The following is a 13690-nucleotide window of genomic DNA, read 5'->3' on the forward strand; positions in this document are numbered from 1 at the left end:
CTCATTCGGTTCCGGATTCGTCTCTGCCGCAGACAATGCTGAGCCCTCAACGATGCTTCATACTCCCTCGAACTTGCGGGTTTTGCTGCGTCGTCATCTTGTTGGGGGCGGTGGTGTTGGGGCGGTGACGCCCGCGGCTGGCGGTGCGACGATACCCGGGTAAAGCGCGGCATGAACTCGGCTTTGCTGCACGCTCGAGCTCATGTCATCGACGTGCGATTTGGTGGCAGTCTGAAGGGCCGTGCGCTCGGCGTCGTTGACTATTCCCTTACAGATGCTCTCGAATGCGGCGATATCCTCATCGCTGATCCAGCCTTCCAGCAACCGATTGAGCAGACGGGCTTTCTCCGCGGTGGCGATCTTCTGGAAGTCGGCCGTAGTATGAGCCGCTACCCAGGTGCGAATGTCGGAGTCGGAGGTCAGGTGACGGGTGGGCACATCCTGATCGAGATAGCCCTCCTTGAGGGTATTGGGATTGTCGGCAGTGGTGGCGCCGTGACCAACGGAGCCCTTCGCCGGGGGCGGGGTCTGGCCGGCCCTCTTGGCGATCTCCACGGCAGCGGTGGTGCAGTTCCATTTGAAGAGGTCGTAGGGTGGGGTGCCCTTGCACAGGAGTTGCGCGAATTGGAGAGCCGCCGTGTGTTGGGCCTGCGTAAGGGTGTACTTCTTGGAGTAATCCACGCAGGAGGCGTGAGCGGTGTCAGGGTGGACGACGCACCCCGGAACAGAGGTGTGAATCACATCTGGCTTTTGAAGTGGGTTGGGATAGAACCCATACGAATACTTGGCTCCGTTCGACTCGGTGAAGACAAGATAGGTGTGGCCGACGTCGTCGCCACTCATGATGTCGTCGGAAGACTCGACATCGGTATCGATGTTCAGTTCGAGCTGCCAGTTCGTCGATGCGCCGGAGCCGGCCGCAACGTCAGGTGTTTCGCAGGCAGTACCGTAAGCGCATGACCAGACTCCGCCGCAGTGACCTGGCTTTGGCGCGCGGCTGAGAGTCGGTTCTGGGCTGGTATCAGAGTCGCCAGACTGCTGGACTACGTGGGCCAGTTCATGCGCTAGAAGGTGGGTGGGGCTGCTGGTTTCGCCTGCGCCGAGGACGATGTGATTGCCGGTAGCGTAGGCGCGGGCGTTGACCGCGTCAGCCGATTGCGCAGCGAGCGAGTCTTTGTGGATTCGCACCTGGCTGAAGTCTGCGTCGAAGCGCTTCTCGAAGAATGCGCGCGTGTTGGTATCAAGTGCCTGGCCCGGCGAACTGAGCGCATGGCTGACGATGGGAGGCGCGTTGCCCTCGGCTTCGCCTTGACCGTTGCTCTTGGTGCGGACCTTATCTTCTTCTTCGCAGGCAGCGCACTTGCGTTGAAGGATGCCCTCGGACGCGGGAGCGGGCATGCGCATTACCTGATCGGCGGCGCGATCGGCTTCGGCTTCGAGGGGATCGGTGGTGGATCCGACCTTGAGCTTGGGTTGAACGGAGTCGGGCGTCGTAGAAGGACGGTACGGTGCTTTGGCGCCGAACTTGAGTGTGAAGGAGAGGCCGCCGCCGCTGAAGTCGGGAAGCAGAACGCCATCGAGTTCGTAGGAGATGCCTCCGCCCGCGGTCTTGCCAGACATTCCTTTGGCGATTTTGGCGGCGAAGTCGGGCGCGATGTACTTCGAGAAGATGCCCCAGCATGCGCCCACCAGCTTGCCTTTGTCCAACTGGTATGCGGAGGGAAGCTTGCCCGTCATGGAGTAGTTGATGAGCTCTCCAGCCTGGATTGACTGCTGCAGGGCTGAAGGGGATGCGTCGTATGGATTCGACGTCTTCATGTCCGGAAAGCCGAGACGCAGGCCAAGGCTGAGGTTGCCGAAATCCTTTAGCGAAAGCCGCGAAGGTGCGTCGGGCGCGGGTGCGGCTGGGGCTGGTGTGGGAGCGGAAGGCGGCGGAGTGGAAGTGCCGGCGGTTGGACCTGCGGGCGCGGGAGATGGACCGGCGGGTGCGGGTGTCGCTGCGCCTGAGCCGGGGGCGGGGGGCTGAAGTCCGGGCATGAGCACCTGCAGCAGCGTGGTGTTGCCCTTCAGGATTTCGTCCCAGGGGATGGTGAGTTTGACCTCATCGGTTTTTCCCGCATCAGGTGTGGGGCTGGGTGCAGGGCCGGCAGCGGGAGTTGCGGGTGCTGGCGGGGTCTTCTTTGCGTCGGCCGGTGGGTCGCGACGGACTACAGGGCCGCTGCGCGACAACTGGCGCAGCAATGCACGATTGCCTGAATAGGCAGGTTCGGCCGAATGCGATTGTCGGTCTGGGGAACGGTGCAGTCGCTGCGCGATGTTGGGCGCAGGCGTGCGAAGGCGGTTGGCGGCTTTCAGCATTGCGCGTGCCCGGTTCCTTGTTGCTTGTCATATTGCCGCAACGGGAACTGATTGTGTCCAGGTGAAATGGAGTGTACGAGTTTGCGCGCAGGGCAAGACTCAATAGAAGCGAAGGATATGCCTGGCTCTGCTTTTTGGGATGCCTGCATAAGTCTCGCTCCGGATCGAGCTCACTCGTTTCCAGATCCTCCGCATAACTGCGCGCTCAGGCCATCGATCCGGCGAAGTTACTCGGAACCGAAAATGGAAAAAGGAGCTGTTAGACAGCCCCTTTCCTTGTTTGCTCCAACAGGCGTCGAACCTTCTAACGTGCAACGCACGCTATCCTCTCCGGAGGTGAGAGCAGTCAAGTAAAGGTACTGTGATTTCAAAGATGAAGTCAACATCTATCTTGCGTTGATTTCACCGCATCAAGGGACATTGTCAGTGACCCTAAAAGGCCCGGTCCAGTTGGTCGAAGTTGAGACGTTGTCGGCGGCCTTCCACAGGTAACCTGCGGGAGCCTGCCTGGTGTTGGCCTGCACGAAGATGCCGAGCGTGAAGCGAAGCATTGCGTTGCGTTCGACGAGCACGCGACGGCCGAGGACACCTATTACCTTGATGGCGTAAATATCCTGGCCGGCGTTGGCTCCCCGGATAAGCTCCACGTGATTGTCATTGATAACTGCGCTTTCAACGCCGCCCAGAAAGATGCCGTGACGGTCGCCGGTCATCTCCGGCGTGAGGCGGACGATGACGGTGTTGCCAGAGATCTGCACTACGCTCGCCTGCAAGCCGGAGACATAGGGAACAGCCTTGCGGTTGCTGAGGCCCACATGGATTCCCTGCGCGGTGCCGTCGATGGTGTTATTCAAGATGCGGACGTCATTGGCTACGCTGCCGGCTATGACGATGCCCTGTGAAGAGGTCGAGTAGAGGGCGGGCAGAAGGTTGCTGACGTAGTTCCGGAAGCCCGGCGCGACGGAGTCGGGAGCCTTGAACGCCGCTTCCGCTATCTGGTGCACTGCGGTGTGCACTTGGCCTGCGGTGCTGGACTCATTGAGGTTGGCTTTGCGAAGAGCGTCGGTCCAGACGTTGGTGAGTTTGTCGCTGCTGATCATCTGCAGCTTGAGATTGCCAAAGGAGGCGGTAACGTGAGCGCGGCCTACGTCGCCCAAGTTGACATGAGGCAGTGCGGAGATTTGGAACTGGGCGCCGGTTGCCTGAGCGTTGGGTGCGACATCGGCTTGCTTTTCCTGGGGTGCGGCTTCCGGCGCGGCATTCGCGGGCAGAGCAGCCTTCTCAGGTGCAGGCGCTGAAAGGGGCGCGTTCGCCTGGGTGGTTGTAGCAGCGTCGGTCTTCTTGCGGAGGAGCCGGCGCTTGTCTCTTGTCGTGGTGGCGGGTGCGGTGCTGATGATGGACATCCCGTGGATGAGCTGTTTCTTCAAGCGCGACGAGAGGTAGACATTGTCGCGGAGATCGCTGTATTTGATGTTTCGCAGTATCGGGGCGGTGATGAGGTAGTTGCCCTCGATCTGCGCGCGATCGGCGTTCACTACCAGTATTCCGACCTGAAAGTGCCCTACCCGAAACTCGCTGTTGAGGATGCGCAGGTTGTAGTGTCTCTGCGCAAAGCGCGGGAGGTCGACTGCATTTGTCAGCGTGGTGGCAGCCGGAGCAGGGTTGTACACGGCGATGCAGGAAGCGGCGCGCAGGTCGGCATCAGCGCAGACCACGATGACGCGTTCGATGTCCACCTGTTCGCAAGCGCGAATGGTGATCGCACCCTGAAGTCCGACAGTGGCGGCATTGTTGGAGAAACCGGCCGCCCCGGCGGCGACGGCGATATCGGACAACACGACGTTGGGACAGTTGTCGAATTCGAATACCACTTCGAGGCTAGTCCCAAGAATTTGAGTTCCCGCGCCTGCCCCGGTGATCTTGACGCCGATGCGGGAGAAGACGATGGTGCTGTTCGCCTTGTAGGCGCCCGGCTGGAAGCAGATGCTGAGCGCCTTAGCGTTTGCCATAGCTGCTTTGAGCACAGTGGCCCAGTCCTCATTTGGGCTCAGGGTCAACTCGCAGCAGGTGCAGTCGCCGGCATCGATGAGCGGCTTGAAGTGATTGCGGCAATCGTCGAGGATCTGCCATGATGCCGCCGCGGCGCCGGCGACTTGTTGCACGACGGCCAGATCGCAAAGCCATTGGCGCGGACCGTCGGGGAGCTGTTGTCCCTCGAGGTAGCGCTGAGGGTAGACGCTTTGTGGAGTGTTGGGCCGGACGGCGAAGCACCAGTAGGGGCGGGATGCGAGCGGGGCCGGGGGCAGAGCTGCCATCTTGATTGTGACGGCAAGGCCGGAGTCGGAGTCGAGCTGTACGGCCGTGCCGGAGGTGAACGATGCGGTGCCCTGCCACAGGCGGACGAACACCGTGTGAGTGTCGCTGGGCAGCGTGGTGCCGGAGGGTAGAGTCAACTGCTGCGAGGCGGGATCGTAGATGGTTCCGGCGCCGAGGGTGACGATCGTTCCATCCGGCGCAGCGACGTAGTTCTGTTCAGCGGCTTTGCCCAGCACCATGGTCGTGCGCAGGATTTCGATCACCTGCTTCGGTTGCGGGGTGTGCGCTGCGTCAATGGGCGCCTGAGTCAACTTGAGTACGTTGGAGCTGACCACCTTAGCGCGATACAGGAACGAAGCGTTGTTCCAACCCCAAAGCAATGTGCCGTGGTTTCCGGAGAAGCTAGAGACGGCGACGCGCACGAGTTGGTTGTCCGAGCCTAGATAGCCGCCCTGCGCGGGAGGACAGCAGGGATTGGTCGATTGCTTGGGCGGGAAGAAGCTCACACCAAGGGTGGCGGCGTACTTCAGCTCGCGCGTTGCCGGGTCCAGGAGCAGGCCCTTGCTCTGAAGGTTCTTTTCGAGATCCGCTTCCGCGGCGGCGCAGTCCGAGTCAGTAGTGGGAAGGAGCACGAGATGCTGCATCAGGCGCGTGCGCGCGGACGTGTCGGGGCCGCCGAGGGCGACTTCGCGCAGGGCTTGATCTTCAGTGGCGGAGATGCTCTGCTCGGTGACGAGCAGGGCGGCAAGTGCGTTCCCCTGGATGGTGGTCTGCTGCGGCTGATCGAGCCACTCGGGCTGATTGCTGAAGGGAACGGGCTGGTCATTGTGCAGGCGCCAGCCGCCGACGTACATCGTGCCCTTCGAAGCGACGAGACCGTCGGTTGCGTTCCAGGAGACCTTATATCCGTCATCCGGTGTGCCAGCGGGGCCGACGACCTCGATTGTCTCTACACGGAGGGCTTCACTGGCGATGGCGGATTCTTCGTTGACATCCGCTTCGAGCGTGACCCGTCCCTGTTGAGCGACGACCGATCGATAGCCGCGCGATGGATCAAAACTGATACGTGCAAGATCGCTTCCCACAGTGTCACTCCTTCTTGCTGGACGTGCTTAATCCACGTCGATCCAGACCGGCAACTGGCCGATCGGGGAATACTCTTCAAATTTCAGTGCGAGGCCGCGTCGCTTGAGCGGAATGCCTTCGAGGCAGTAGACGCCCATTTCCGAGCCGTTCTGCGCGCCTTCAAGAATGGTGCCGGGTTTCGCTGGCTGAGCATTGGGATCGCCGCAGCCCGAGCCGCCGTGACCCGGAGCGAGAATCTGCGCGTCAGCGTCGCTGCGCAGCTTGGCGTACTCGGGGTTGCCGAAGGCACGCGATTCGAAGATCGGCGCGCCGGGGGTGATCTCAACCGAACGATAGGGCTGGTGCAGGTTGCTGCCCTTGGCGTAAGCGGTGAACCGCACGCAGCCTGCCTGCGGATCCTCTACCGTGGCAAGTCCGTCGAGAATGCTCTCCGACGCGCTGAGCCGGTGCGTGTAGGAGGCTCCGAGGACGGTGCAGCGCGAGAGCGAGACATTTCCTTCAGCGAAACCGAGCGCGAGATCTGCCAGAGCTAGCGGCCATGCTTTTTCAGCTTCGGCGGCCGTGAACTGCTGGATGGCTGCTGTCATGGCTGCGATGAGAGCCGAAGATGGGATGGTTCCAGGCGTGTAGCTGTTCAAGTCGGATATGAGAGCTGAATTGCCCGTGACTGCTTTCTTCGCGAGCGAGTTAGTTTGGTACTTAAGTGAGGCGGCCAAACTGGCGGAATCGAAGATGGTGGGATTGTTGAGCGTGCCTGTCTTTGCGACGGTGTGCGAAGGGATGGATTGCAGGATGCAGTCGCTGGCAGTCATGCTTTCAATGGCGCCGCCGAAACGGGTGCGAATGGGGCCGACGATGGTGCGCTCGAGGATCAGGTTCGTAACGGAGCCTTCGACGTAGAGGGTGACAGGCGCGAGCGGCATGCCATCGATCGCGGTTCCATACATGGGCAGGGGATTGGGCGGCGGGCCCGGTTGCTCGTATGGGCAGGGGATGGGCGCCGCATAGGACGTGCCGGGATCGAGCGTCATCATGCGCAGGTAGACCGAGTCGAACGAGCCCTGCAGCACGATGTCTGCGCCCTGCAGCAAAAGGCCTTCGAGGACAAGTACAGTGGGATTGCCCGACGCGGCGGCCTGGCCGACGATGGTCCAGGTTTGCGGCGCGCCGGTGGGCCAGCGGAGCACGGGGCGTTCGCCGCTTCGAGCAGCGACAACTACGGTTGCACCAGCAGGAACCGTGAGCGTTTGGGTGGGACCCGCGTAGGTGAGGGTGTCGGCGATCTCGATGTTGGCATCGGCGGTAACTGCCGCAAGCGCGCTGTCGATGTCGCTGCCGTTGCCGCCGGAGATCGTTGTGGTGACTTCGGGGATGGGCAGATCGTTGAGGATCTGAGTGTTGTAGCCTCCGGCACCGATTTCGGATGCGAGTCCGAAGTTGTAGCAGACTGCCAACGTGCCCACGGGTTGGCCTCCGACGAAGCTGAAGCGGCCGGCGCTGGGCTGGATGGCGAGCTGCGACAGCGGCAAGGCCGCGCCCGAGCCGGCAGCGATCAATCCGACGGAGAAGGCTTCCGGCGTAAATGTCGCGGGGTAGAGCTTGTCGGGCACTGTGGCCCACAAGGTCTCGCGAATAGCGACGGGAAGTTCCCATTCGTCAGGAGAGACCCAGTGCTCGCCCCATGAACCTGCCTCCGCGACGCGCTGCGAGGGTGCAAAGAGTGGAATGGCGCGACCCGTGGGGTCAAACGTGAGGCACGGCGGATTGGCTCCATTGCTGACCGGCGTGGCGCCCGCGATGGGAAAGGCCTTGAGCCACCACAGAAACACGCCGAGGTTACGGATGTTGAAGTGGCCAAGTGTCTGGCCTCCGGCGCGAAGGTCGGCTGTGTAGAAGTACTCGTCGAATGCCGAACCCGTGTTGCTGGCTGGGTAAGTTTTGCGGAGGTCAGCGAATCCGCCTGCCGGTGTACCACTGTATGCGCCGATGAGGCCTTCGGCGATTTCAAGCGCATTGCCGGTGAATCCGACTGGGCCGGTGATGGGATTCTCGATCTGATAGCTCAGAGGCGGATCGAATTGATGGCGCGTGCGGCCAAGTCGACGGAAGAACTCGACTACGCGCGCGTCGCGGGAGGCGATATCGGCGGCCAGTTCTTCGAGTACGCCGACGGTGCCGGCTCGGCGGCGGTAATAGACGGTCTTCGCGACGTCGATGCGCTGCGCGGCTGAGTCGAGGCAGGCCACGAGCCGCGTTGCTACGAGATCGCCGATATAAGGGATGCCCCAGTCGTCGCAGGTTTCAATGGATTGGTTCTGACCAAGGCGGTCGATGTTGCGGCGTACTACGGCTGCCTGTGCACCGATGCGATTCACCAACTCCTGCAGAGGACCGGGCGCTCCGTGCACCGGGCCGGTATCCATCGCGCGATAGATTGCTGGCAACATCTGCCAGAGCCGATCTGCGTACCACTGTGCGTATCCGTCGCTAATCATTGGCGGACACCTCCGTGGTGGTGGGAGAGAAGTCGCTGGGGTCGAGGGAGAAGTAAGCTCCTTCGCCGGGGCTGTGCAGCGGTCCGGAGTCGACCGCACCATTTACGGTGAACTGGCTGGACTGAATGCCGACCACCCCGGGGACCGCGAGGCACGCGGCTTCAATCGTGCTGTCAAAGAGCGACTGGCCGATGCCGATCTGCGGCGGCGAGAACAGGCCGGTGATGGGATCGCAGAGAGCGGCAGTGAGATTTGCCTTGATGGCATCCGAGTCCCAGCCCGCGACGATGACGAGTGCCATGGTGAGAGTCACGGTCATCTGTTTAGCGGCGAGCACGGTGACGGGCCGGTTCTGGTCGCCCTCAGCGGAGAGAAGTGCCTGCACGGATGTCGCGACGTTGGCTTCGCCGGCCACGTAGACGGTTACGCAGGCGCGCAGATTGACTGCATCCCACGACCACGTGGCGGCAGCCATCGTCACTCCGGGAGCCTGTGCAGCGATAGCCTGGTAGTCAAAGACCGATACGGCCCGATTGAAGGCCAGTACGGAGCGGGGTGCATATTGCTTGAGCAGAGCCGCGGGATCGGGATCGCTACCTCCGCTGACTGCAACGGGATTCACGATGGTCTGCAGGCCGGGATAGCTCTGTGCGATGACAGTCAGCTTGCCAGCGGGCGGAGAACTGGCGCCCGCGCCAATGCGATACGTCGCGATCACGTTGTTGTTGCCGGTGGTGAGGCGAGCGCCGTTTACTCCGTCGCCGAAGTCGACCCAGGTATTCTGGCTTGAGTCTTCGCGCGTGACAAACACGCGCGCGTCGGCAGACTGGCCGTAGAAGCTCGTAACCTCGGTCCACGGTTCGCCGTTTACGGTGATCGTGACGGTGCTTGCGTAGCCCGACGTTGGGTTCGCGAGATACGTCACCGGCGATTTGGCGAGCTTGAAGGATTGGCCGGACTGGGTTGCATCGCCGCTGCCAAGGATTTCTTTCGAGACGGTCTGCCCACGGGTTACGGAGAGCAGATTGAAGTAGACGTAGAATGGCGGTTGCAACTCCGGCGAGAGGGGTATCGGCGTCGAGTCGGGCCAGGTCACGCTGAGTGTGTCCCCGCTTCCGACGCCGGAGGCAGCGTCTCCATTGCCATTGCTGTCGGCTAGCAAAATTTGCTGCGTGCCTGCGGACGGGAACTGCGCGGGCGAGATCGCGTCAAGGTCTCCCGTGCCGTTCCAGGGTTGCGGCGGTTGATCGATGAGAGTCCCGACTTCGACCCATCCGAAGAGAATTGAGACCGAAGCGGAGCTGACCGAATTCAGCCATGAATGGATGCCGGAAGCCAGTGTCAACTGCGTGTGAAGCACCGGAATTGGCGTCGGCTTGCCTGAGCCTCCGGCACTGACCGAGGTCGGTGAGCCGGCAGAGCAGGCGTCCCCCATCATGTCGGTTGTCGAATGCACCTGCACGACCTTGGGGTCGGCGTTCGGCGCAGTGAAGACGAGATAATGGTTCGGCCGGATCTCACGCGCCAAGCCAGCCAATTGAATGGTCTTGCCACTCGCGTTGTAGGCGGAGCCATTCACGGTCCAGAGGGGAGCGCTCTGATTTGGCTTCCTCAGGCGGGCATTCGCAGCGGTCATTGCGCCCGGTGTTGAGGCGGAGACAAACGTGAGCTGCGTTTGCTTACCGCCGGTTGGCGCGGACTGCACCGCGGGCGCCGCTGAGAGCGTGATCAATGTGGGGGCTGTTGTGGAGTCGCGAGGGCTGAGCAGAAGCACGTCGCCGTTGCTCAGTGAAGTGACGCTACCTTTGAGGAGAATTCCGTACTGCGGCGTGGTCTGGTACTGCCCATGTGCCTGGTGTTGCTGTTGCGCCTTAACCTTCTTGGCTTTCTTGTAGGTGTACAGCTCCTCCTCGTACTGTATGCCGCCGATGGAGTACTCTTCCCAGGAGATGCTTCCCAGATCGGCGATGAGGTTGGGCGGAGGCAGCGCGGGCACGCGATCTGGAAGGCCGATCGAAGTTGCCTGCATGAGCTCAAAGGTTTGCGGCGACTGGCCAGGACCGGGTTTGCTCTGGAACTGAAGGCCCTTGGGCAGAGTTACAGTCTGACCCGGCAGCACGCTTGGCGAGACAAGTGCGGCGAGTGTGCCTGTGGCGCCGATGGCCGGGCGAGGACGATAGCCGAGAATCTGGATCAGTTCGGCGGGCGTCTCAGGCAACTGCGCGGTGCGCAGGTAATCTTCATTGGCGATGCGTTCGTTGTAGAAGGTGAGGATGTCGGATAGATACGCCCACCATTCGACCATCATTACACCGAGATCGGCTACTGAGGGATCTGCTCCGTCTGTCTGCCACGCGGTGAGCGACTGCTCGAGGGGAGGCTGACCGGGAGGAGCAAGCAGAGGCGTAAGCAGAGCGCGACGGAACGAGTTGAAGTCGCCGGCGCGAAACGCGATCTCCGCGAGGCCAGGCAGATTCGTCAGCATCGAGTTGGCCGCATTGCATGTGCAAACGGGTGTTGTGCTCATCGTCCACCCTCCGGGAAGACTCGAATGGTGCCGCGCTCCGGATAATCGGGATCGTTGGCGACGCGCAGAATCTGATTCGATCCGAACTGCAGAACATCAGGCAGAGGCTGGAACACGTTGCTCGCGCCACGCTGCCGGTACTCGATGTCGAGCACGCCGTTCACGCCGTCAACGCTTTGGATGGCCGCCTCGAGATTGCTGCGATACAGCGGCGTGCCGAACGTGAAGCGATCGGCGAAGAAGAAGCCCGCGGTTCCGTCGGGGAGCTTGGCGTCAGCAAGACGCGCCAGCACGCCGGCTTCGACATCACTGGACAACCAGCCATCCTTCACGCAGACGGTGATCTGTAGGTCAATCGACATGAGGGTAGGCGGCGGCGCATAAGACTCGTAGCCCGCGAGGCGTCGGCGATTGAGCAGATCGATCAACTGCTCCTGCTCGGCGAGCGTAACGTTGGCGCCGCTCGACTGGCCGGCCCCGGGATCGACGGTGGTGAACACCGTAAGCCAGCTTCCCGTCCAGCGGAAACTGGTTCCGGCTTTCAGGACCCACGGTAACTTCTCCGCTGCTGCCTCATAGTCTGACGGAATCACGGCGCGAAATTGCGACGCGCGAAATGCCTGTGGCGCCATGCGCTGGATGTGCTGCGCGGTCTCGGCGTCTGCGCCGTTTGTGACGGCGAATGGATTGCGCACGCCGCTGAGATAACCCGATGCGCTGGGGGCGACGTTCTGGATGGCACCGGCAGCGAGGTTGCCAGCTGCTCCCATGCCGATGCGATAGGTGACGCTGAAGACATCGCCTTCGTTGAGATCCGTTCCGAATGTGCCATCGCCAAAGCGCAGCGTGTCGCCCTGGTCGCCGTCATATTCCCATTGCGTGGGTGTGCCGAAGTTGTCTGTCGCTACCACACGCCACGCTGCTGAATCGACGGTGAAGGCCGTTTCAGTCGCGGTGGCGTCGAGAAGGCTGGTGGCGAACTGGAAGCTATCCGGCTCGGGCAGCGTGCGGTTCAGGATGATTTCAGGAATGGGCTCGGCAAGATCGGGATCAATGGATGAGTCGTTCGCATTTGCCGAGGGCAACCACGCGAGCCGTCCTGATTTGGCGCTGGAGCGCGACAGGGGATACCGGAATACCCAGTTCGGCGCGGAGTCGGTGCCGTTCGGCCCGTAGCGCGCGATGGCGAGAGGCATGGCGATGGCGCCGGCGGGTGCGGATCCGATGGCGAAAGTCTCAGAGAACCGCTGACCCTGGGTGGCGTGAAGCAGGTTGCCCGCGAGATGGGTCAGAGTCAGGTCGTGTTCGCGCTTCAGTGCATCGGCAGGACCCCAGGTGATGAACGTAACTGGAGTGGGTGATCCGCCGGTGAGATAAAGCGGGTCCCAAAGCTCGGTGGCGCTGGTCAGGTTGACGACTTCGCGAATGCTCTCGCCAGGCAGATCGGTCTGGATCAGCAGAGGCATCGGATTGTTTGCCAGAATCTGTGCCTCGAACTTGTAACCGTGGTTCAGGATATACATCTGCGTGGAACCACACTTCAGGCATTGCTGATCGTCGTCGAACCAGTAGGGCTGGATGCCATCGTTCCAGAGTGGAGAGACCGCGTAGCTGGTCTTGTCATTCAAGCTGGTGCCGATCTCGAAGGGGACGATGACTCCGTCAGGCGTCATCGCGCTGATCAACTGTCCGGCCGGAACGGTATTGCCTACTACATTGCATTGCACGGTGGTGGAGGCTGAAAGCGCAGGCGTGGGCTCGTAATCCACCAGGCGCGCCATGTTGACTAAGGAGCGGCGCTGCGTCGCGCTCAGGAGCGAAGCTTCCGCGGCCACGCGGTCCTGCAGGTAGCTCAACTCATCGGCAACCTGGCAGAGAGCTTCCATGAACATGACACCAAAATCGGCCTCGGAACGCTCCTGCCATGATGGATAGCGCTGCGCAGAGAAATCAGTGAGGGCGAGCTTGAAGCTCTGGAAATCTTTTGCGGTATAGTCGATGGCCGGAAGCGGAGGATCGTCGGGCGCGCAGCAGGTACTCTTCGGATTGCAATCGAAATCCGATGGGCACAGCACCTTGAACGAGAAGGTCGCGCTCGAATACATCGGATCCAGCGCTGGCAGGGGATCGAGAGTGTTCGGGGGCCCGGAGGCACTGGGCGTATCGGTCGTCAGGGTGAGTGTGTAGGTCGAGAAATCGCCGGGCTTGTCGACGTGAACAGCCAGGACGGGGCGTCCCGCTGGATCGACTGACCAGTCGCTCGGGTGGACCTCCCTGGTGTTGATCCCCTGAATGCGATCGCCACCGGAGATGGTCGCCTGAACCTCGGCCGGCGAAGCGGGCTTAATGTCGACCGTGTTGAGGAAGTGTACATAGAGGGTCTTCGCGTCCACAGACTTCAACTCAACGAAGTCGATGCCGTTGACGACGAACGGAGGTCCGATGACCTTCACCAGGCGGTTGCGCGGTTCTGTGAGTGGTTGCGTCATCTCATATCACCTGCACCTCGGTTTGTGTCACGGACTGCGTTTCGATCAGCACGTAAGTGACCTGTATGGCGATAGCGCCATCGGGCAGCGGAGGCCCGGAGACCGGACCACCTGTTGTGCTGTTTGCCGTTCGCACAGTCACGTCCTTCACTGTGATCTGATTGGCGAGCCAAAGGTTGAGCGCCTGCGTTACAAGCAGCTTTGTGGTTGCGCCTAGCGAGGAATTCATCGGTGCGAAGAGAAGCCTGCGCAAACCAGCACCGAACGTGGGCAGGCACACGCGCTCGCCAGGGTCGGTGAGTAGAATCTGGCGGATCATTTGATCGACGTGGCTGGCGTAGTCGGTCTGCGCAGCCTGGCCAGAGGCAGCATCGATTGCAAACGGATAACGTATGTCGCGCCGTATCGTCATCGTGCCT

General features: G+C 61.6%; 6 protein-coding genes. All 6 read right to left on the minus strand.

The genetic code is table 11. From position 1 onward, the window contains the following. Positions 1 to 93: 93 nt before the first annotated feature. A complete protein-coding gene (locus MOP44_RS14240) occupies positions 94 to 2358 on the minus strand; it encodes an eCIS core domain-containing protein (RefSeq protein ID WP_260790609.1) in 2265 nt (754 codons plus the stop codon). Between the two features lie 410 nt (positions 2359 to 2768). Further along, complete coding sequence (locus MOP44_RS14245; RefSeq protein WP_260790610.1) at positions 2769 to 5759, minus strand: DUF6519 domain-containing protein; 2991 nt, start codon at positions 5757 to 5759, stop codon at positions 2769 to 2771. A 27-nt stretch (positions 5760 to 5786) separates the two neighbouring features. Further along, a complete protein-coding gene (locus MOP44_RS14250; protein WP_260790611.1) occupies positions 5787 to 8255 on the minus strand; it encodes a hypothetical protein in 2469 nt (822 codons plus the stop codon). Then, positions 8248 to 10782 carry a baseplate J/gp47 family protein gene (locus MOP44_RS14255; RefSeq protein ID WP_260790612.1) on the minus strand — a complete coding sequence of 845 codons (2535 nt, stop codon included), beginning with the start codon at positions 10780 to 10782 and terminating at the stop codon, positions 8248 to 8250. Before MOP44_RS14255 ends, MOP44_RS14250 begins: the two co-directional genes overlap by 8 nt. Continuing rightward, positions 10779 to 13271, minus strand: coding sequence for a baseplate J/gp47 family protein (locus tag MOP44_RS14260; protein ID WP_260790614.1), 2493 nt, complete (start codon positions 13269 to 13271; stop codon positions 10779 to 10781). Before MOP44_RS14260 ends, MOP44_RS14255 begins: the two co-directional genes overlap by 4 nt. Position 13272: 1 nt before the next feature. Then, complete coding sequence (locus MOP44_RS14265) at positions 13273 to 13683, minus strand: GPW/gp25 family protein (protein WP_260790616.1); 411 nt, start codon at positions 13681 to 13683, stop codon at positions 13273 to 13275. Between the last annotated feature and the right edge of the window lie 7 nt (positions 13684 to 13690).

Origin of the sequence: Occallatibacter riparius, from assembly GCF_025264625.1 — a bacterium.
GTDB lineage: Bacteria > Acidobacteriota > Terriglobia > Terriglobales > Acidobacteriaceae > Telmatobacter > Telmatobacter riparius.

Excerpts from the sequence above, each read along its gene's own strand:
- MOP44_RS14240 (WP_260790609.1), bottom strand. The coding sequence starts at position 2,358 with ATGCTGAAAGCCGCCAACCGCCTTCGCACGCCTGCGCCCAACATCGCG.
- MOP44_RS14250 (WP_260790611.1), bottom strand. The coding sequence starts at position 8,255 with ATGATTAGCGACGGATACGCACAGTGGTACGCAGATCGGCTCTGGCAG.
- MOP44_RS14255 (WP_260790612.1), bottom strand. The coding sequence starts at position 10,782 with ATGAGCACAACACCCGTTTGCACATGCAATGCGGCCAACTCGATGCTG.
- MOP44_RS14260 (WP_260790614.1), bottom strand. The coding sequence starts at position 13,271 with ATGACGCAACCACTCACAGAACCGCGCAACCGCCTGGTGAAGGTCATC.
- MOP44_RS14265 (WP_260790616.1), bottom strand. The coding sequence starts at position 13,683 with ATGACGATACGGCGCGACATACGTTATCCGTTTGCAATCGATGCTGCC.